Annotated in this window: 17 protein-coding genes and 2 pseudogenes; 11 read left to right on the forward strand and 8 right to left on the reverse strand. The window is 72.0% G+C overall.

Annotated elements, in window-relative coordinates; translation table 11 throughout:
- Positions 1-271: 271 nt before the first annotated feature.
- From MNOD_RS26110 to MNOD_RS26150, 9 genes and pseudogenes are all read left to right on the forward strand, one after another.
- Positions 272-2,449, forward strand: coding sequence for a marine proteobacterial sortase target protein (locus MNOD_RS26110; protein WP_015931969.1), 2,178 nt, complete (start codon positions 272-274; stop codon positions 2,447-2,449).
- A pseudogene (locus MNOD_RS43960) lies at positions 2,446-3,009 on the forward strand (class GN sortase); the annotation flags it as partial. The gene MNOD_RS26110 and the pseudogene MNOD_RS43960, both read left to right, overlap by 4 nt.
- A gap of 82 nt (positions 3,010-3,091) precedes the next feature.
- Positions 3,092-3,841, forward strand: coding sequence for a helix-turn-helix domain-containing protein (locus MNOD_RS26120; RefSeq protein ID WP_015931970.1), 750 nt, complete (start codon positions 3,092-3,094; stop codon positions 3,839-3,841).
- 154 nt (positions 3,842-3,995) lie between these two features.
- Positions 3,996-4,247 (forward strand): annotated as a pseudogene (locus MNOD_RS26125) (ATP-binding protein); the annotation flags it as partial.
- A gap of 306 nt (positions 4,248-4,553) precedes the next feature.
- Positions 4,554-4,973 (forward strand): flagellar biosynthesis repressor FlbT, encoded by a 420-nt coding sequence (locus MNOD_RS26130; protein WP_015931971.1) that lies wholly within the window; start codon positions 4,554-4,556, stop codon positions 4,971-4,973.
- A gap of 305 nt (positions 4,974-5,278) precedes the next feature.
- Entirely contained in the window at positions 5,279-6,070 is a 792-nt protein-coding gene (gene paaG, locus MNOD_RS26135) for a 2-(1,2-epoxy-1,2-dihydrophenyl)acetyl-CoA isomerase PaaG (protein WP_015931972.1), read from the forward strand.
- A complete protein-coding gene (gene paaI, locus MNOD_RS26140; protein WP_015931973.1) occupies positions 6,070-6,516 on the forward strand; it encodes a hydroxyphenylacetyl-CoA thioesterase PaaI in 447 nt (148 codons plus the stop codon). The genes paaG and paaI overlap by 1 nt, the downstream gene beginning before the upstream one ends.
- A 49-nt stretch (positions 6,517-6,565) precedes the next feature.
- Positions 6,566-7,915 carry a phenylacetate--CoA ligase PaaK gene (gene paaK, locus MNOD_RS26145; RefSeq protein WP_015931974.1) on the forward strand — a complete coding sequence of 450 codons (1,350 nt, stop codon included), beginning with the start codon at positions 6,566-6,568 and terminating at the stop codon, positions 7,913-7,915.
- Positions 7,916-8,009: 94 nt separating this feature from the next.
- A complete protein-coding gene (locus MNOD_RS26150) occupies positions 8,010-8,642 on the forward strand; it encodes a TetR/AcrR family transcriptional regulator (RefSeq protein WP_015931975.1) in 633 nt (210 codons plus the stop codon).
- A gap of 28 nt (positions 8,643-8,670) precedes the next feature.
- Here the strand turns inward: MNOD_RS26150 and MNOD_RS26155 are convergent, their stop codons facing one another.
- Positions 8,671-11,313, reverse strand: coding sequence for a putative bifunctional diguanylate cyclase/phosphodiesterase (locus tag MNOD_RS26155; protein WP_015931976.1), 2,643 nt, complete (start codon positions 11,311-11,313; stop codon positions 8,671-8,673).
- A 346-nt stretch (positions 11,314-11,659) separates the two neighbouring features.
- Between MNOD_RS26155 and MNOD_RS26160 the strand changes: the two genes are divergently transcribed.
- Both MNOD_RS26160 and MNOD_RS26165 read left to right on the forward strand, forming a co-directional pair.
- Complete coding sequence (locus tag MNOD_RS26160) at positions 11,660-11,842, forward strand: hypothetical protein (protein ID WP_015931977.1); 183 nt, start codon at positions 11,660-11,662, stop codon at positions 11,840-11,842.
- Positions 11,839-12,066 (forward strand): hypothetical protein, encoded by a 228-nt coding sequence (locus MNOD_RS26165; protein ID WP_043749451.1) that lies wholly within the window; start codon positions 11,839-11,841, stop codon positions 12,064-12,066. Before MNOD_RS26160 ends, MNOD_RS26165 begins: the two co-directional genes overlap by 4 nt.
- A 426-nt stretch (positions 12,067-12,492) precedes the next feature.
- Here the strand turns inward: MNOD_RS26165 and MNOD_RS26170 are convergent, their stop codons facing one another.
- The 7 genes from MNOD_RS26170 to flgC all read right to left on the reverse strand — a co-directional run bounded on the left by MNOD_RS26170 (position 12,493) and on the right by flgC (position 18,932).
- Positions 12,493-12,969: a MarR family winged helix-turn-helix transcriptional regulator gene (locus tag MNOD_RS26170; protein WP_015931979.1), complete on the reverse strand. Its 477-nt coding sequence runs from the start codon at positions 12,967-12,969 to the stop codon at positions 12,493-12,495.
- 71 nt (positions 12,970-13,040) lie between these two features.
- Positions 13,041-15,680, reverse strand: coding sequence for a cell cycle histidine kinase CckA (gene cckA / locus MNOD_RS26175; RefSeq protein ID WP_043752109.1), 2,640 nt, complete (start codon positions 15,678-15,680; stop codon positions 13,041-13,043).
- A 174-nt stretch (positions 15,681-15,854) separates the two neighbouring features.
- Positions 15,855-16,916 carry an EscU/YscU/HrcU family type III secretion system export apparatus switch protein gene (locus MNOD_RS26180; RefSeq protein WP_015931981.1) on the reverse strand — a complete coding sequence of 354 codons (1,062 nt, stop codon included), beginning with the start codon at positions 16,914-16,916 and terminating at the stop codon, positions 15,855-15,857.
- Positions 16,917-16,920: 4 nt separating this feature from the next.
- Positions 16,921-17,685 carry a flagellar biosynthetic protein FliR gene (gene fliR, locus MNOD_RS26185; protein WP_015931982.1) on the reverse strand — a complete coding sequence of 255 codons (765 nt, stop codon included), beginning with the start codon at positions 17,683-17,685 and terminating at the stop codon, positions 16,921-16,923.
- Positions 17,686-17,704: 19 nt separating this feature from the next.
- Positions 17,705-17,971: a flagellar biosynthesis protein FliQ gene (gene fliQ / locus MNOD_RS26190; RefSeq protein WP_015931983.1), complete on the reverse strand. Its 267-nt coding sequence runs from the start codon at positions 17,969-17,971 to the stop codon at positions 17,705-17,707.
- Positions 17,972-18,214: 243 nt separating this feature from the next.
- Entirely contained in the window at positions 18,215-18,517 is a 303-nt protein-coding gene (gene fliE / locus MNOD_RS26195) for a flagellar hook-basal body complex protein FliE (protein ID WP_015931984.1), read from the reverse strand.
- A 4-nt stretch (positions 18,518-18,521) separates the two neighbouring features.
- Entirely contained in the window at positions 18,522-18,932 is a 411-nt protein-coding gene (gene flgC / locus MNOD_RS26200; RefSeq protein ID WP_015931985.1) for a flagellar basal body rod protein FlgC, read from the reverse strand.
- Positions 18,933-18,934 lie beyond the last annotated feature (2 nt).

Consider the following 18,934-nt stretch of genomic DNA (forward strand, 5'->3'; position numbering starts at 1 on the left):
CCGGGGATGCTCGCGAGCCTCTGGCTCTCGCCCCGGCGCCCTCACCCGACCTTTCCCCCGCTCAACGGCCTCACCCCCGCAGGCCTGGAGCCGACCGGCCCGCAAGGTCGCGCACGGAAGCGCACCGGACCTGGACGGGTCCGCCGGAGACCCCCCGCAGCGTTGCGGAATTTCACGCAAGAAGGGTGAAGCTTCCGGTGGCGACGGAAGCCCGCTCGCGCGAGCCTTCGGATCGACCGGCGCCTTTCGCCGGCTGATCCGGAGTTCCCCAATGGTCCTCACGCCCGCCCCCGCGGCGGCGCGGCCGGAGCCCTGCGCCCCGCCCGCCGCCCTCCTGCACCGCGCGCTCGCCCTGTGCGCGCCGCTCCTCCTCGGCCTCGTCGCGTGGCTCGGCAGCCTCGACGGGGCCGCGGCCGCGCCCGGCAGCGGTGCGCTCCTGCTGCGCGGGAAGCTGCCGCAGAGCGCCCCGGTCGAGGCCCCGCGTCTGAAGACCGACATCGCGGTCGCGGTGAGCGGCCCGACCGCCCGCGCCACAATCACCCAGCTCTTCCGCAACACCACCGACCAATGGGTCGAGGGCACCTACGTCTACCCGCTGCCGGAGGATGCTGCCGTCGATGCGATGACACTCGTCGTCGGCGACCGCGTCATCGTGGCCGATATCCGCGCGCGCGCCGCCGCACGGCAAGCCTACGAGGCCGCCCGCGAGGCGGGGCACGCCGCAGCCCTGACCGAGCAGGAGCGCCCGAACCTCTTCACCAACAGCGTCGCCAATATCGGCCCCGGCGAGACCGTGCTGGTGCAGATCGCCTATCAGCAGCCGGTCCGGCTGTCGGGCGGCACCCATGCCCTACGCATCCCCCTCGTGGTCGCGCCACGCTACAATCCGGCGCCCGCCCCCGTGACACCGGCCGCCGAGGGCGCAGGCGCCGATCCGGTGCCGGACCGGGCGCGGATCACGCCCCCGGTGCTCGATCCGGCGGAGCACGCGCCCGCCAACCCCGTCACGCTCACCGTGACCCTGCAGGCCGGCTTCCCGCTCGGGTCGGTGCAGAGCGCGACGCATCCGATCCGGGTCGAGGAGACCGGGCCGGAGAGCCGCCGCGTGACGCTGGCCGACGGGCCGGTGCCGGCGGACCGCGACATCGAGCTCACCTGGACGGCCGCCCCGGCCCGCGCGCCGGCCATCGGGCTCTTCCGCGAACGCGTCGGCACGGACGAGTACCTGCTGGCCGTCGTGACCCCGCCCGAGGGGCAGAATCTGGCGCGCCGCCCGCGCGACGTGACCTTCGTGATCGACAATTCGGGCTCGATGGCCGGCGCCTCGATGCGGCAGGCCAAGGCGAGCCTGCTGATGGCCCTCGACCGTCTCGCGCCCGCCGACCGCTTCAACGTGATCCGCTTCGACAACACGATGGACCAGCTCTTCCCCGAGGCGGTGCCGGCGGACGAGCGGCATCTCGCCGTCGCCCGGAGCTTCGTCGCGGCGCTCGAAGCCCGCGGCGGCACCGAGATGCTGGCGCCGCTCACGGCGGCGCTCGCCGACCCGACCCCCGAGCGGACGGACCGCGTGCGCCAGATCGTCTTCCTCACGGACGGCGCCATCGGCAACGAGGAGCAGATCTTTTCGGCGATCGCGGCCGGACGCGGCCGCTCCCGGCTGTTCATGATCGGCATCGGCTCGGCCCCGAACGCTCATCTGATGACCTATGCGGCCGAGCTCGGGCGCGGCAGCTACACGGCGATCGGGACGATCGACCAGGTGGCGGAGCGCATGCGCGAACTGCTCACCAAGCTCGAGAGCCCGGTCGTCACGGACCTCACTGCCAGCTTCTCGGAGCCCGGCGTCGAGGCGACGCCGCGCCTGCTGCCCGACCTCTACCGGGGCGAGCCGGTGGTTCTCGCCGCGCGGCTCGGGCGCTCCGCCGGCACCCTGACCCTGCGCGGCCGGATCGGCGACCGCCCCTGGGAGCAGGTGCTGCGCCTTGCGCAGGCCGAAGAGGGCCAGGGCATCTCCAAGGTCTGGGCCCGCGCGAAGATCGGCGAGGCCGAGACCGCGCGCCTCACCGGCCGGCTGAGCGCCGAGGCGGCGGACGCCGTAATCCTGTCGCTCGCCCTCGAACACCGGCTGATGACGCGGCTCACCAGCCTCGTCGCGGTCGATGTCACGCCGCGCCGGCCGACTGGTACCCCCCTCACCGCCGCCGACCTGCCGCTCACCCTGCCGGCGGGCTGGGATTTCGAGGCGGTGTTCGGCCGCTCCGGCGCGGCGCAGCCGGCGCAGCCGGCGCGGGAGCGGCGGGCGCAAGTGCCCTCCCCGCTCGCGACCGCCGCCTCAGGGATCGCCCTGCCGCAGACCGCGAGCGACGCCCCGCTCCTGCTCTGGCTCGGCCTGTCGCTCCTCGCCGCCAGCGCCCTGATCCTGCGGCGGCCCGGGAGGGTCGCGTGACCGGCCGCCTCGGCCGGGCGAGGGCGGCAGCCGCCGCCCTCGTCCTGACGGCCGGCCTCGCGCTCCTCGGCGAGGCCGGCTGGATCCGGGTCAAGGCCGTGGTCGCGCAGGTGCTGCTGGAGCGCGCCTTCGCCCTCAGCCTGGCGCAGGGCGGCCGGCCAGTGCGCCCCTGGCCCTCAGCCGACACGGTGCCGGTCGCTCGCCTGGTGATCCGGGGCCGCCCGCTCATCGCGCTCGCGGGGACGAGCGGGCAGGCGCTGGCCTTCGGCCCCGGCCATGTCGCGGGCACGCCGGAGGCGGGCGAGCCCGGCACCGCGGTCTATGCGGCGCATCGCGACCTCCATTTCAGCGGCCTCGGGCAGGTGACGGCCGGCGACCTCGTCGCGGTGACGCGCCGCGACGGGCAGACTTTCCGGTTCCGTGTCACCGGCACGCGGGTAGTGCGCTGGGACGCCTCCGGCATCGACCCCGCCGCCCCGGGCCGCCGCCTCGTGCTCGCCACCTGCTGGCCCCTCGACGCGGTGGCGCACGGCCCGTTGCGGCTCCTCGTCGAGGCAGAACGGATCGCCGGGGAAGAGAGTCCCGCCCGGCTTGCCAAGCTGTGCGGTTCCGTGCGGATCTGTCCGCAGGGAGCCGGACCGGATGAGCGGGCACGAGACCGAACTGTCGGAGAGCGAGAGTCTCAGGCTCGCCCAGGCGGTGCGCGAGGCGCTGGCCCGGCGCCGGATGTCCCGGCAGGCGCTGGCGGACGCGGCCCGCATCAGCCTCTCGACCCTGGAGAAGGCCCTGTCGGGCCGGCGGCCCTTCACGCTGACGACGCTGATCCGCCTGGAGGAGGCCCTCGGCGTCTCCTTGCGCGGTCCGGGGAACCCGGCTGAGGCGCCCCGCCACGCGCCCGAGAGCCTGGGCGCCTATTCGCGCGAGGCGGTGACCTGGCTGGAGGGGCGATACCTGACGCTGCGCCCCTCCTTCGGCGATCCCCGGGCGATCTTCGCCTACCGCACCGAGATCCTGTGGGATCCGGCGGGCGCACGGCTGGTGTTCCGCGAGGCGGACAGGCTCGATGCGCCCTTCGCGCAGACGGGCGAGGTCTCGGTGCCGAACCTGTCGGGCACGATCTACCTCATGACGAACTGGCAGGGGCAGCTGCGCCTCGCCATGCTCGGCCGGCCGACGATCCACGGCGAGCTCTACGGCATCCTCACGACGCTGCATGCAGGGAGGGGCGCGCAGCTCACGCCGGCCGCCTGCCCCCTCGCCCTCGTGCCCGACCGGGGCGAGGCGCCGTATGGGCGCATCACCCCCGACCTGCCCGCCTACGCGGCCTGCCGCCGCCATCTCGCGCGGATCTGCGAGGAGGCCTTCGCGGTGATCTTTCCCGCGCCGGGATGAGCCCGGCACCGGGCTGAGCCGCCGCCGGCCCGGTCCCTCCTGGCTCCCGCAAGCCACCGCGCTATCTCGCCTGCGGACAGGCGACAGGTCCCCGGCGGCGTGATGCGGCGGCCGGTGCGGCGAGGCGTGCGTCTCGGCGCAGCCGAAAGGAACGGTCGACCCCAACCAGCTCGAGAATTCGCTGCTCAACCTGTGCATCAATGCCCGCGACGCGATGCCGATGGGCGGGCGCATCACCATCACCACCGCCAACCGCGGCCTCGACGTGGCGGCGGCCCGCGCGCGGGATCTCGCCCCCGGGGCCTACCTGAAGCTGGAGGTGCGCGACACCGGCATGGGCCTGAGCCCGGAGGTGGTGGCGCGGGCGTTCGACCCGTTCTTCACCACCAAGCCCCTCGGCCAGGGTCCAAGGGGCCCAATCTACCACGCGTTTGACCTCGGGCTCGCACCGACTCGCCGAAACGGCATCATGCCTACAGGTATGCAGACCTGCTTCGTCGCGCTAATTTAGGGATGAGCGCCAGTCGTCGTGCCGTCGCTCGCCTGATGCCCAGACACTGCATGGGCAAGGTTAACAAACCATCCCGGTTTGGGCCGACGGGCAGCCCATGGCGCTTCCTCATCGCTTGGCGGCCCCTGCCGCCAGCCTGGAGGTCAGGCCCGGACAAGGTTCCGTGCCTAAAAGCGCTGACGCGATGGGCATAGGACATCCATGAAGAGGACGGAATCGACGCCGATGCGGGCCTTCATCAAGAAGGGCGCGCGCTTCTTCCTCAAAGGCGCCCTGATGCGGGCGAGCGACAGCGTGACCCTGGATATCCAGGCGGTCGACGTGCTGTTGATGCCGAGCCACCTGATCGAGGCCGAGGAGGTGCGAACCCCCCTCCAGCAGCTCTACTACTTCGTCCAGCAGATGCTGATCGCGCCGGAGCGCAAAGCGGAATGGCAGGAGGGCCTGCGCGCCTGCCTGGCGGCCGGTGCCGGCCTGCCGGATCACGAGCTGCTGCGGCCGGCCCTGCGCCTCGTGGAGCGCGAGAAGTACCAGAGCGCGATGGCGCAGCTGCGCAAGATCATGCGCGGGGAGCAGGATCCTCAGAGAAGCGGGACTGAGGCGACGAGCCGGCGCGACTAGAGCCTTGCCCGAACCGGATGCGCCGAGGAGACCCAGGCACTCGCCTAGAGCGCTCCCCGCCGAAGTGGATACCGGTTCGGCGTGAGGGAGCGCGAAAAATCAAAGACTGAAGAGCCGTGCCCGTTTCAACCGAAACGGCCACGGCTCTAGTGCGACCGCAAGGCTCGGGTTCCTCGCAGCGTCGGCGCGGCCCGGCTGCCGGAGCCGAACCAAATTGACACGCTCCCGCGCTCCCCAATAATTTACCGTACGGATGGTCATAGAATCACCGGCCCGCGAAGGCCGGATCGGACAGGGAGGCCGCCTTGGCGGACGAGGTCGTCCTCAACGAACCGCGCGACGGCTATCGGGTGATCACGCTCAACCGGCCGGAGCGCCTCAACGCCTTCAATCCGGCGATGCACGCAGCTTTGCGGCAGGCCCTCGACGCGGCGGCGGCGGACGAGTCCTGCCGCGCGCTGATCCTCACGGGAGCGGGCCGCGGCTTCTGCGCTGGGCAGGATCTCTCCGACCGGGACTTCCGCGCCGGCGAGATCCCGGACCTCTCGGCGACGCTCGACACGCTCTACAACCCGCTGGTGCGGCAGCTGCGCGACCTGCCGATGCCGGTCGTCTGCGCGGTGAACGGCGTGGCGGCGGGGGCCGGCGCCAACATCGCGCTCGCCTGCGACATCGTGCTGGCCGCCCGCTCGGCGCGCTTCATCCAGGCCTTCGCCAGGATCGGGCTCGTGCCGGATTCGGGCGGGACCTGGCTCCTGCCCCGCCTCGTCGGTCGGGCCCGGGCCAGGGCACTGGCGCTGCTGGCCGAGCCGGTCCCGGCGCCGCAGGCCGAGGCCTGGGGGATGATCTGGCGGGCGGTGGAGGACGAGAGCCTGATGGCGGAGGCCCACCAGCTCGCCGCCCATCTCGCCGTGCAGCCGACCGCCGGGCTCGCCCTCATCAAACAGGCGCTCGACGCCGCCGAGACGAACGACCTCGACGCGCAGCTCGACCTGGAGCGCGACCTCCAGGGCCGGGCCGGGCGCAGCCCGGACTATGCCGAGGGCGTCGCCGCCTTCCTGGAGAAGAGGCCGCCCCGCTTCAGCGGGAGGGCGTGATGGCGGCCGATCCCCAGGCGCTGGCCGAGGCCTGCGCGGCGGCGCTGTGGGCCGAGGATCGGGCCAGCCAGGGGCTGGGGATCGCCCTCCTCCGCGTCGGCCCCGGCGAGGCGGTGCTGACGATGCGCGTGCGCGAGGAGATGACGAACGGCCACGGCACCTGCCACGGCGGCTTCATCTTCGCGCTCGCCGATTCGGCCTTCGCCTTCGCGTGCAACGCCGGCGGCCAGCGCGCCGTCGCCCAGCACTGCGCGGTGACGTATCTGCAGCCGGGCCGCCTCGGCGAGATCCTGACGGCGCATGCCGTCGAGCGCGCGCGCTTCGGCCGCTCGGGCCTCTACGACGTGACCGTGCGCAACGAGGCCGGCGAGCCCGTCGCGGAGTTCCGCGGGCAGTCGCGCCTCGCCGGCGGGGCGGTCCTCGCCTCCCGGCAGGATGGCGACTGATGCGTGAAACCGGTCGGCGGAGACCGACCGACTCTCAAGGGAGGGTGCCATGGGTCAGGTCACGCCCCGGAAACTCGCCGAGCTGAAGCCCCGCCCGGAGGATCTCGACGCCGCGGAACGTCTGGGGCGCGCCGAACTCGCGGCGCTCCAGCGCGAGCGCCTCGCCGCGACCCTGCGGCACGCCTACGAGAACGTGCCGCATTACCGCGCCAAGTTCGACGCGGCCGGCCTGCACCCGTCCGATTTCCGCGACCTGCCCGACCTGGCTCGCTTCCCCTTCACCACCAAGGCGGATTTGCGCGACACCTATCCGTTCGGCCTGTTCGCGGTGCCGCGCGAGCGGATCGCGCGGCTCCACGCCTCCTCGGGCACCACCGGCAAGCCGACGGTGGTCGGCTACACCAAGGGCGACCTCGACCTCTGGGCGGAGGTCGTCGCGCGCTCGATCCGGGCCGCCGGCGGACGGCCGGGCATGCGGGTCCATATCGCCTATGGCTACGGCCTCTTCACCGGGGGCCTCGGCGCCCATTACGGTGCGGAGCGCCTCGGCTGCACGGCGATCCCGGTCTCGGGCGGCATGACCGGGCGGCAGGTGCAGCTCATCTGCGACCTCGAGCCGGACATCATCATGGTGACGCCCTCCTACATGCTGGCGATTCTCGACGAGTTCCGCCGGCAGGGCCTCGACCCGCGGGCGACCTCGCTCAAGGTCGGCCTGTTCGGGGCCGAGCCCTGGACCAACGCCATGCGGGCGGAGATCGAGGAGGCCTTCGACCTGCACGCCGTCGACATCTACGGCCTGTCGGAGGTGATCGGCCCGGGCGTCGCGAGCGAATGCGTCGAGACCAAGGACGGGCTGCATGTCTGGGAGGATCACTTCTACCCCGAGGTGATCGACCCCGGCACGGGCGCGGTGCGGCCGGACGGCGAGACGGGCGAGCTCGTCCTCACCTCCCTCACCAAGGAGGCGATGCCGGTGATCCGCTACCGCACCCGCGACCTCACCCGGCTCCTGCCCGGCACGGCGCGGGCGATGCGGCGCATGGACAAGGTCACCGGCCGCAGCGACGACATGATGATCCTGCGCGGGGTCAACGTCTTCCCCAGCCAGATCGAGGAGGCGATCCTGCGGGTCGGGGGCCTCTCGGCCCATTACCAGATCGTGCTCACGCGCGAGGACCGCCTCGACGCGATGACGGTCACCGTGGAGGTCCGCCCGGAGGCGGACGAGGCGGGCCTGCGCCGCGAGGCGGGCGCGCGGCTCGCTCACCTGATCAAGGAGACGATCGGCGTGACGGCGGCCGTGGAGGTGCTGGACCCCGAGACCATCGAGCGCTCCCTCGGCAAGGCCAAGCGCGTGATCGACCGCCGACCTGGAGCAGGGTCCGTCCCAACGTGAACGGACCCTGCTCCAGGTTTCTGATTGTGCCGCATTTTCTGCGACGAACCGGGATCCACTTCGTCGGAAGATGCTCCAGGACCTGACCCGCCCCATGGCCCGCACCCGCGCGAGCGACTACGACGAGAAGCGCCGCATCATCCTCGACCGCTCGGCGGAACTCTTCGCCGCCCACGGCTACGACCGCGCCTCGATGAGCCGGATCGCCGAGGCCTGCGGCGTGTCGAAGGCCAACCTGTACCATTACTACCGCGACAAGGACGAAATCCTGTTCGACGTGCTGCGCCTCCACCTGGAGGCTCTGCGGGCGGCGGTCGGGGCGGCGGACGAGCCGGGCCTGGCTGCGGAGCCGCGGCTGCGCCGCCTCGTCGGCGCGCTGCTGGAGGCCTATCGGGGCGCGGATGCGCGGCACAAGGTGCAGATCAACGACCTCGCGCTGCTGCCGCCCGACCGCCAGGAGGCGCTGCGGGCGATCGAGCGCGACCTCGTGCGCCTCTTCGCCGACGCGATCACCGGCATCGCCCCCCAGCTCAAGGGCACGCGGCTCCTCACGCCCGTCACCATGTCGTTCTTCGGCATGGTGAACTGGCACTATCCCTGGTTCCGCGAGACCGGCGGCCTGACGCGGGCGGATTATGCCGACCTCGTCACTCGCCTCGTCGTCGACGGGACGGCGCGCCTCGCCCCGGCGCAATCCGCCCGGCCCGGCCAGCGCGCCGTCGGGTGATCCCGGCCGTCGGATTCCGGTGCCGCGATCACGCCGAGCGCGGCCGCCGCGCCGCACCGCCGGACCGGGCCCACAGCTCCTGAAGCCGGCCCGGCTCCAGGAAGGTCCGGAAGGTGTCGATCGGCACCGGCGGGCTGAACAGGTAGCCCTGCGCGGTCGTCGCGCCCTCCGCGATCAGGAAGCGCAGATCCGCATCGGTCTCGACGCCCTCCACCACCGTCTCGAAGCCGAGCGAGGCGGCGAGCGACAGGATGGTGCGCACGATGGTCTGCTGCTCGTTGCTGCCGGCAACGCCGTCGACGAGCGAGCGGTCGAGCTTCAGGGCGTCGATCGGCGAGCGGGCAAGCATGGCGAGGTTCGAGTAGCCGGTTCCGAAATCATCGATCGAGAAGCGCACGCCGAGCATCCGCAGGCGCGCGATGTGGCCCTGGATGATCTCGGACTCGCGCATCGCCACCGTCTCGGTGATCTCCAGTTCGAGGCAGCGCGGCGGGATCCCGGCCGCCGCGAGGCGATCCTCCACGGTGCGCGCGAAGGTCGGGTCTTCGAGCTGCAGCACCGAGACGTTGACGGCGACCGCGAGGTCGTGCCCACGCGCCACGAGGGCGCCGATCTCCTCCAGGGCGCGCTCGAGCACGAACAGCCCGATATCCGGGATCAGCCCGGCCTCCTCGGCCACCGGGATGAATTTTCCGGGCGGGACCGGCCCGCGCTCGGGGTGGTGCCAGCGCACCAGCGCCTCGGCGCCGACCACCCGCCCGTCCCTCAGCGACACTTTGGGCTGGTAGTGCACGCCGAACTCGCGGGCCTTGAGGGCGCAGCGCAGGTCGCTCTCGATGCCGAGCCGCTCCTGCACCCGCTGCGCCGCCTCCGCGGTGAAGAAGGTGCAAGTGCCCCGGCCGTGGCGCTTGGCCTCGTACATGGCGATGTCCGCCCGGACCAGGAGGTCGTCGTAGCTGCAGCCCTCCTCCGCGAACGCGACGCCGATGCTCGCGCCGACCGCCATGTGGGCGCTGCCGATCGTGTAGGTCTCGCTGACGGCCGCGATGAGATCCTCGCCGCAGCGGCGTAAGCCCTCGCAGGTCAGCCGCCCGCTCGCGACGATCAGGAACTCGTCCCCGCCGATCCGCCCGAGCCAGAAATGGCCGAGGGCGCCGGTCTGGCGGCGCTCCTCCAGAAAGCCGGCCAGGCGCAGCGCGAGCTGGCAGAGGAGTGCGTCGCCGGCCCGATGGCCGAAGGTGTCGTTGACCGACTTGAAGCGGTCGAGGTCGAGGAACAGGAAGGCGACGTCCTGGCGGCGGCCGGCGAGCGCCGCCGTGCCGTCGATCCGCATCTTCTCCCGGTTGGCGAGGCCCGTGACGGGGTCGAAGAAGGCGAGCTGGCGCACCCGTCCGAGGCTCTCGCGCAGGTTGGCGAGCATCGTCTCGAAGGCCCGTCCCAGGCTCCTCACCTCGCCGAGACCGGAGGCGCGGAAGGGCACGTCGAGCTCCCCGCGCGCCACCGCGCTCGCGGCGGTGGAGAGCTGCGGCAGGCCGCTCGTCACCCGGCGCACGGCGCCGAGAACCACCAGGACCAGGAGGCCGAGGGAGCAGGCGGCGAGCAGCAGGAACCACGCGAAGAGCGACCGGGTCTGCATCACGCCGAGCCGCATGATCTCCTGCGCCGCGGCCCCGACCTCGGCCCCGTCCGAATGGGCGCAGACGGCCAGGGACCCGTCATGCGACACGCAGCGTGCCACCCGCGCACCGTCGGCCGAGACGATCAGCCCGTCCTCGTCGAGATCGGTCCGCGGGACGAGGCCGGCGACCGGCTCGCCCGCTTCCGAGACGCTGCGGCCGCCCGCCAGCACCGCGACGCCCACCTTGGTGAGCGCCGAGAAGCGGATGAAGGTGCCCTCCGAGGGGCCGAGCATGCGCAGGCCGACCAGCGCGCCGGCCGCATCGCCGAAATCGTCGAAGACCGGCTCGACGGTGATCTGCCCGATCCTGCGCTCGTCCGGCAGCCCGAGCGCGATGCGCAGGGGATCGGTCAGCTGGAACATGCGGCTGACGGCCCGGCGCCGCACGCGGCTGTTCTCCGTCAGCACGTCGCGGATGGCCAGGTCGATCTCCGCCGCGTCGACAGCCTCCGTCAGGGCGAGCAGGTCGGGTCCGCTGCTCGATCCGGTGACGATCCCCTGGGGGTCGGTGACCACGAGGGCATCGAGGTCGCCCGTGACCGCGGCGGGGGCGAGCAGTTCCCGCAGGGCGACGCTGTTGGCCGAGCCCACCGCCTTCACGATGTCGAGGCGCTGCGCCAGGAACCGCGTCTGCCGCGCCGCCTCGTCGAAGAGGCCGTCGAGGCGCGCGTCGGCGAGGCGGGCCTCCCCGTCGAGCTTGCGCGCGACCTGCTCGCGGGAGAGGAGCGACACGGCGCGGGCGCGCTCGGCCGCATCCTGGTTCAGGCGCTGAAGCGCCACGAGGCCGACGATGGCGAAGGTGAGAGCGCCGGTGAGGAGAACGGTGCCGGCGAGATGCGCGCCGATCTGCGAATCGGGCCGCAGGCGGCGCCAGAGGCGCCGGGCCGCGCGCGACAGACGACGCCACGGCCCGGGCGCCCGCCGCACCGGGGATCGCACGCTGCCGGGCCGGCCCGGGGCGGCCGTATCCCTCCTATCCGCCAGTTCGGGCACGAGCCCCCATCCGATTGCACGCTGCCGATCTCACGGTACCGCCTCAGGACTGAAGGCCTCGTAAAGATCTTGTCCTCATCTCGAATTCCGAGCGTGATTCACCGCAGAAAGGCAGAGAGAGACAGACATGGGGCCGATTTGCCACGAGCAGATTCGATGCAAGCTGGGACGTAATAGCTGCATGATCTTCCGTTGCGGAAGACAAGACCGGTATTGCCGAGGCTGCAGGCGGTTGCGGTGCGAGAGAGGCCGGCCTCCCGAGGGCACATTCCGCCGCCGGCGGGCCGGCGGTGGAACTGGCAGCGGTCCGGGGACGTTGGCCGCGACAACCAAGAGGACGCACAGCATGACCGCCAAGCCTCCCCCCGTCCCGCCCGCCAATCAGTCCGACAAGGGGCCCGGCAGCGCCCAGGGCGCCCCGACGGAACTCGGCAAGAGCGGCAGCCAGACCAAGGATCCCGACAAGATCGGCCAAGCCGGGAACTCGAAGGTGAACACCACCAACCAGGGATACCAGCAGGACCGATGAGCATGTCGAGCAAGGCACCCCAGACCAACCGCCACCATGGCGGTCCCGGCAGCAGCCATCAGGACGCCACCGAGCCCCTCCACGAGGAGCACCACGGCCCGCAGCCCGGCAGCCCGACGAACGACTCCCGTTCGCACATCTCGGGCGGTGGCGGCGAGCGCGACGCCCACCACCGGCACAGCAACATGGGGCAGGCCCCGGACCGGATCGACCGGTCGCACTGAAATCCCGGCCATCCCGCCCGCGCGAGGTGGGATGGCCTCGATCGCGAATTCACTTCTTGGGATGCGGCACTCCGCGTCGCGCATCCTGAGGCTTCATCCTTCAGCGTAGGCGCAGCTGGTGTCGAATGACGCCAAGGACGCCCTTCCGAAGTCCCGCAAGACGGTCGTGGAGGCCCCAACGGCCCTCATGCTGAGGTGTGTTGCGTTTGCCGGAGGCGGGCCCGATTGGACGAAAGCCGCCATCCGACATCCGGTTACTTGCTCCACCAAGCAGATGTCGGCTTCGCGCAGCCGCCGCTCGGGCCGAAACGGTCTCCGAACCGACCATCCGCAAACCGATCGGGCGCCCCGCGCGACCCCGGAAGCCGCCCGGCCAGTCGCAGCGATGGCCGCCGCCCGCGAACACGACCGCGCCGACCGTGCCGGTCAGCGCCGCGTCTCGCCGTCCGCGCGGGCCACGGCCCGCCACGCCAGCACCACCCGTTCGAGATCGGCGAGGTCGGCGGGAGACAGAGTCCCGAGGGTGCGGGCCACATAGGCGGTCTGGGCGGCCATGCCCGTCCGGGCGAGCGCGCCCCCCGCCGGGGTGAGATGCAGGGCGTGGGAGCGCCGGTCCTCAGGGATCGGACGGCGCTCCACGAGCCCGGCCTCCACCAGCCGGTCGATCAGCCCCGACACGTTGCCCTTGGTGACGTAGAGCCGCTCGGCGAGATCCTGCTGGGTCAGCCCCTCGCGCTCCGACAGGGTCGAGAGCACGTCGAATTGCGGGATCGAGAGCCCGAGCGCCTTCAGCTCCGCGGCAATTGCGGCGGCGACGCGCCGGTTGAGGCGCACGAAACGGAACCAGATCCGCATCGGATCCGGCTCGGCGGAGGCGGGCGCGGAGGGCGGCGAAGAGACCATGCGGATAGTTTAGATCGGAACCATCTCGGCGCCAGGGCGCCGGGCCCAACGTCCACCGTGTTTCGCAAAGCCTATCCGGCCATCGTGGTCTTCACCGTCTCGACGAGCTGCTTGAGGCTGAAGGGCTTGGGCAGGAAGTTGAATTCCTCGCCCTCCGGCAGGTTCTTCTGGAAGGCGTCCTCGGCGTAGCCGGAGACGAAGATCACCTTGAGCTCGGGATGGCGCTTGCGCAGCTCGCGCAGGAGGGTCGGGCCGTCCATCTCGGGCATCACCACGTCGGAGACGACGAGATCGACCGGCGTGTCGCGCTCGCCGATGATCGAGAGCGCCTCGACGCCCGAGGCCGCTTCGAGCACCGTGTAGCCGCGTGCCGCGAGCGCCCGCGCATTGACGGCCCGCACCGGATCCTCGTCCTCGACGAGCAGGATCGTGCCCCGCCCGGTGAGGTCCGGGGCGGGCGGCTTGCGCGGCGGCTCGGCAGCCGGCGCAGCAGCAGCCGCAGCCGTGGAGCCGGCCGGCGCGGCGGCCGCCGCGACCGATGCCGCCGGCGCCGGATCGGCCGGCGGCGTCTCCGCCTCCGGCACCGGCACGTAGCGCGGCAGGTAGATACCGAAGACCGTGCCCTCGCCCAATGTCGACTTCACGTCGATGTAGCCGCCCGACTGCTTGACGATGCCGAAGACCGTCGAGAGGCCGAGCCCCGTGCCCTTGTTCACCTCCTTGGTGGTGAAGAACGGCTCGAAGATCTTCTCCATGATCTCCGGCGTCATGCCGGTGCCGGTATCCGCCACCTCGACCAGCACGTAATCGGCGGCCGGCAGCCCGGTGAGCTGGAGCGCGCCCGCGGCCTCCGCCGTGACGTTGGCGGTGCGCAGAGCCAAGCGCCCGCCATTCGGCATGGCGTCGCGGGCATTCACCGCGAGGTTCACGATCACCTGCTCGAACTGATTGACGTCGGCCTTGACCGGCCAGAGGTCGCGCCCGTGCTTGAGGTCGAGCTCGACCCGCTCGCCGAGGAGGCGCTTGAGGAGCAGGGTCAGGTCGGAGAGCGCGTCCCCGAGATGGATCACCTCCGGCCGCAGGGTCTGGCGGCGCGAGAAGGCGAGCAGCTGGCGCACCAGGCTCGCGGCCCGGTTCGCGTTCTGCTTGATCTGCATGATGTCCTGGAAGGCCGGGTCCACCGGCCGGTGGCTCGCCAGCAGCAGGTCCGAGTAGCCGATGATCGCCTGCAGGACGTTGTTGAAGTCGTGCGCGATGCCGCCCGCGAGCTGGCCCACCATCTCCATCTTCTGGGCTTGGTTGATCTGCTGCTGCAGCTGGAGCTGGGCGGTGGTGTCGAGGGCGTAGAGGATGACGGCCTCGCGGGCGGCGTCCTCCTCGGGACCGCCCGCGGCGCGGACCTCGGGGCTGAGCCAGATCCGGGCCGAGCGGTTGCCGGGCGCCGCCACCCCGACCTCCACGGGCGCCACGTCCCCGCGCCCCTCGGCCGCGAGCCGGAAGGCGCCGTCGAAGGTCTGGCGGTCGCGCTCGGCGATGCAGTCATGGGCCGAGGGGCCGATCTCGCGGCCCTCGCCGGTGCGCGGGAGCGTCCCGAACAGGCGCGCGAAGGAGGCGTTCGCCCGCACGACCCGTCCGGCCGGGTCGAGGGTCGCCACCGCGATCGGGCTGGTGTTGAAGAAGCGGGCGAAGCGCACCTCGGCGGCGCGCTGGGGCTCGTCGGCCTCCTCGCCCGCCGAGCGGTTGAGCACCAGGGTGCGCGAAGCGCCGGGCCGGCCATCCTGCCCGTAGGCGACCCGGTGGTAGATTCGGGCGGGCAGCGGATGACCGTTGCGGCGGCGCAGGTCGAGGTCGAAATGGTCCGTGCGCACCTCGCCCGGCTCGCCCTTGCCGGCGACCAGCACCTCGCCGACGGCGGCCGGCAGGATCTCGGAGAGGCGCAACCCCCCGGAGCCGACCTGCGCGAGGTCGTGGCCGAGCCAGGAGGCGAGGGTCGCGTTCATGTAGACGACGGCGCCCCGCGGATCGACCGAGAGGAAGCCCGCCGGGGCGTGATCGAGATAGTCGATTGCGTGCTGGAGTTCCTGGAAGACGTTCTCCTGACGCTCGCGCTCGTGGGTGATGTCGCTCACGCTCCAAAGCGCCACCGGCCGGCGGGGCAGCGGCAGGGGGCGGACCGCGATGCGGTACCACGCGAAGTCCCGCGCGCCGCCGGGCGGGGGCGCCATGCGGATCTCCTCCGAGAGGCTGCGCCCCTCCCGCGCGGCCTGGGCGAGGCGGTAGATCGCCTCGGAGACATCGGGGCTGCCGACGAAGACGCGCTCGACGAGGCGCAGGTTCGAGAAGCCGTCGCTGCCCGCAAGCGCCAGATAGGCGGCATTGGCGTAGATCGGGCGGGTGCCGTCCTCGACGGCGATCATGCCCTCGGGGGCGGCGTCCACCACCGCCTTGGTGACGTCGTTGCGCGCGCCCTGCCCGGTGAGCTGGAGCGCCCCGATGGCGAGCGCGAAGAGGGAGAAGACGCCCGCCATGGCGAGCAGGGCGAGCAGCCCGAGGATCAGGGGCTGGGCCTGCTCGTTGGCGACGAAGCTCAAGCCCACCGCCGCCCCGACGAGCAGGCCGGCCAGCAGCAGCAGCAGGCTGACCCGCCCCGGGCGCTCCGAGCGGTCGAGCGAGGCGGCCTCGGTCAGGGGCGGGGGGCTCATCTCAGGCATGACGCCGCGATCCATCCAGTTCTGCCGGTTCACGGCCCTCCGCGCCCGAAATGCCCCATCCTGCCGGACAAGGCTTGCCCGGAGGTTGACATCCCGGGGCGCGTCGCGGTTATGCCCGAGCGGCGCGGGCCGGCAAGTCCGCGCGTTCTCACGCTCCCCCGGCCCGCTGCGCGCTCACCGGCGGCGCTGACGCAGCACGAAGCCGATGACCTCCGCAACCGCCTTGTAATGCTCGGTCGGGATCGCGGCGTCGATCTCGACGGTGGCGTGGAGCGCGCGGGCGAGCGGCGGGTTCTCGACCACCGGCACGCCGTTTGCCCCGGCGATCTCGCGGATCCGGAGCGCGAGGGCATCGACGCCCTTGGCGACGCAGACGGGCGCGGCCATGCCGGTCTCGTAGCGCAGGGCCACTGCGAAATGCGTCGGGTTGGCGACCACGACGGTCGCGGTGGGCACCGCCGCCATCATGCGCTTCCTCGCGCGGGCGTGGCGGAGCTGGCGCAGGCGGGCCTTGACCTCCGGGTTGCCGTCGCTCTCCTTCAGCTCCTCCTTGATCTCGGTCCTGGTCATCCGCAGGCGCGCCCGCCAGCGCAGGCGCTGGTAGACGGCGTCGCCGAGGGCGAGCACCACATAGGCCGCCAGGATGCCGGCCATGAGCCGGAGCACCAGCACCAGGGTCGCCGGCAGGATCGCGGCCGGGTCGAGCCGCGCGAAGGCTTCGAGCCGGTCGCGGTCGCCCCACAGCACCAGCCCCGCCACCGTGCCGACGAGGGCGATCTTCACGAGCCCCTTGCCGAACTGGAACCACGCCTCGGGTCCGAACAGGCGCCTGAGGCCCGCCAGGGGAGAGACGCGCTCCCACTTCGCGCTTAAGGTCTCGGTGGTCCAGACGAAGGGATGCTGGAGGAGGCCGCCCGCCAGGCCCGCCGCCACGGCGGCGCCGACCGGCACCGCAACGGCGAGGCCGAGCGCCGCGAGCGCCCGGCGCGCGACGGCCTGATAGGCGGCCGCGTCCGAGGGCACCGCGTGCAGGGAGGCGAGGAACCCGCGCATGTCGAGGGCGAACCCTCGCGCGGCGGAGCCCGCCGCGACGAGAAGCACGAGGGTGAAGCCCCCGAGCAGGAACAGGGTGTTGACCTCGACGCTGGTGGCGACGTCGCCGCGCTTGATCGCGTCGTCGAGGCGCTTCAGGGTCGGCTCCTCGGTCCGGTCCTCCTGCTCGGTGTCGCCCGCCACAGCTTTAGAGCCTCCCGAACTGGCCGAGCCAGCGGCCGAGATCGTCCACGAACACGCCCATCACCACCCCGATCGTCGCCAAGAGCACCATCATGCCGATCAGGATCGAGGCCGGGGTGGCGACGAAGAACACCTGCATCTGCGGCATCAGCCGCGACAGCACGCCGAGCCCGAGGTTGAACAGGATGCCGAAGGCGATGAAGGGCGCCGAGATCTGCACCGCGAGGGCGAAGCCCCGGGCGACCGCCCGGATGACGAGATCCGCCGCGTCGCCGGTGGCCGGCACGCCGACCGGCGGCATCAGCGCGTAGCTGTCGCGGATCCCCGCGATGGCGAGGTGGTGGAGATCGGCGGCGAGCACCAGGGTGATGCCGAGCAGGGTGAGGAAGGTGCCGAGCGTCGCCTGCTGGCCCGCCGCCGTCGGATCGACCGTCATCGCGTAGGCGAGGCCCAGTTGCTGGGCGATGATGGTGCCGGTGGTCTGGAGGGCGGCGAGCACCGCGCGCACGCTGAGGCCCAGCACCAGCCCGACCGCGACCTCCCCGATCAGCACGCCGATGAGCCGGGGCCCGGCTCCGGCCCCGTCCGGCTGCGGCAGCAGCGGGCGCACCGCCGGGAACAGCACCAGGGCGACGAGGAGCGCGAAGGCGAGGCGCAGGCGGGGCGAGACCACGGCCTCGCCGATCCCGGGCATCAGCATGATGAGCGTGCCCACCCGCGCGAAGGTGAGGAGGTAGGACGCCGCGAGCCCGGGCAGAAGGAGGTTCACGGGACCGACCGTCTCCGGGTCAGCCGCCCGCGGCGATGCGGGCGGCGATCCGGGTCATGTAGCCCGCCATCGCGTCCCCCATGAAGGGGAGCATCAGCAGCATGGCGGCGAAGACCGCGACGATCTTGGGCACGTAGATCAGGGTCTGTTCCTGGATCTGCGTGAGGGCCTGGAGCAGGGACACCGCGAGCCCGACGATGAGCGCGACCACCATCAGCGGGCCGCCCACCTTCAGGAAGGTGACGATCCCGTCGCGGGCGATGTCGAGAATGGCAAGGCCGGTCATGGGATTGAGATCATGGGAGAGAGAGGCAAGAGGAGTGGAGTCTGGCACCGGAACCGGAACCCCTCTCCCGAGTGGGAGAGGGGCAGGGGTGAGGGTGGAAACGGTTCCGCAAAAAGCCTGAACCGTGCCGCGGCCAGCGCGACGCTCAGTGCCTTGTTCTGAAGCGCAGCACCCTCACCCCTACCCCTCTCCCACTCGGGAGAGGGTATCCCGCGCTGCCCGCGCCATGTCGGTTCGGTTGCGTCAGATCTGCATCCGCATGATGTCCTCGTAGGCCGAGATCACCCGGTCGCGGACGGCGACCAGGGTCTGGAGCGCGGTCTCACTCTCGGCCACCGCCGTGACCACATCGACGATGTTGGCCTTGCCGGCGCCGACAGCCATCATCTGCTGCTCGCTGCGCCGGCCGGCCTCCGCGACGCCGTCGACCGCCGCCGTGAGGAGCTGGCCGAAGCCGCCCTCGGGCGCGGCCGGGCGGGTGGGGCTAAGCCGGCCGAGATTCTGGATCGCCGCATAGGCGCCGGCCGCGAAGGCGTTCGTCGGCATGAGGTCAGACCTTCAGGATGTCGATGGTGCGGGAGATCATCCGGCGGGCCGCCGTGATCATGTTGAGGTTCGCCTCGTAGCTGCGCTGGGCCTCGCGCATGTCGACCGTCTCGACCAGGAGATTGACGTTCGGCAGCCGCACCTCGCCATTGGCATCCGCCGCCGGGTTGCCAGGCTCGTGCTTGGTGCGGAAGGGGCTCTGGTCGCGGCGCACGCGCCCGAGTTCGACCACGCTGGCGTCGAGCTCGCGGTCGAGCCGGTTGGCGAAGGTCGGGACTTTGCGGCGGTAGGGCTCGGCGCCCGCGCTCTTCGGCTCGGAATCGGCGTTGGCGATGTTCTCGGAGATCACCCGCATCCGGCCGGACTGGGCGCGCAGCCCCGAGGCCGCGATGCCGATCGCCTTCATGAAGTCCATGG

The sequence above is a fragment of the Methylobacterium nodulans ORS 2060 genome, from assembly GCF_000022085.1.
GTDB lineage: Bacteria > Pseudomonadota > Alphaproteobacteria > Rhizobiales > Beijerinckiaceae > Methylobacterium > Methylobacterium nodulans.

Coding starts and splice junctions, on each gene's coding strand:
- paaK (WP_015931974.1), top strand. CDS start 6,566: ATGGGTCAGGTCACGCCCCGGAAACTCGCCGAGCTGAAGCCCCGCCCG.
- paaI (WP_015931973.1), top strand. CDS start 6,070: ATGGCGGCCGATCCCCAGGCGCTGGCCGAGGCCTGCGCGGCGGCGCTG.
- MNOD_RS26130 (WP_015931971.1), top strand. CDS start 4,554: ATGAAGAGGACGGAATCGACGCCGATGCGGGCCTTCATCAAGAAGGGC.
- cckA (WP_043752109.1), bottom strand. CDS start 15,680: ATGCCTGAGATGAGCCCCCCGCCCCTGACCGAGGCCGCCTCGCTCGAC.
- flgC (WP_015931985.1), bottom strand. CDS start 18,932: ATGGACTTCATGAAGGCGATCGGCATCGCGGCCTCGGGGCTGCGCGCC.
- MNOD_RS26165 (WP_043749451.1), top strand. CDS start 11,839: ATGAGCATGTCGAGCAAGGCACCCCAGACCAACCGCCACCATGGCGGT.
- fliQ (WP_015931983.1), bottom strand. CDS start 17,971: ATGACCGGCCTTGCCATTCTCGACATCGCCCGCGACGGGATCGTCACC.
- MNOD_RS26150 (WP_015931975.1), top strand. CDS start 8,010: ATGGCCCGCACCCGCGCGAGCGACTACGACGAGAAGCGCCGCATCATC.
- MNOD_RS26170 (WP_015931979.1), bottom strand. CDS start 12,969: ATGGTCTCTTCGCCGCCCTCCGCGCCCGCCTCCGCCGAGCCGGATCCG.
- MNOD_RS26110 (WP_015931969.1), top strand. CDS start 272: ATGGTCCTCACGCCCGCCCCCGCGGCGGCGCGGCCGGAGCCCTGCGCC.
- MNOD_RS26160 (WP_015931977.1), top strand. CDS start 11,660: ATGACCGCCAAGCCTCCCCCCGTCCCGCCCGCCAATCAGTCCGACAAG.
- MNOD_RS26120 (WP_015931970.1), top strand. CDS start 3,092: ATGAGCGGGCACGAGACCGAACTGTCGGAGAGCGAGAGTCTCAGGCTC.
- fliE (WP_015931984.1), bottom strand. CDS start 18,517: ATGCCGACGAACGCCTTCGCGGCCGGCGCCTATGCGGCGATCCAGAAT.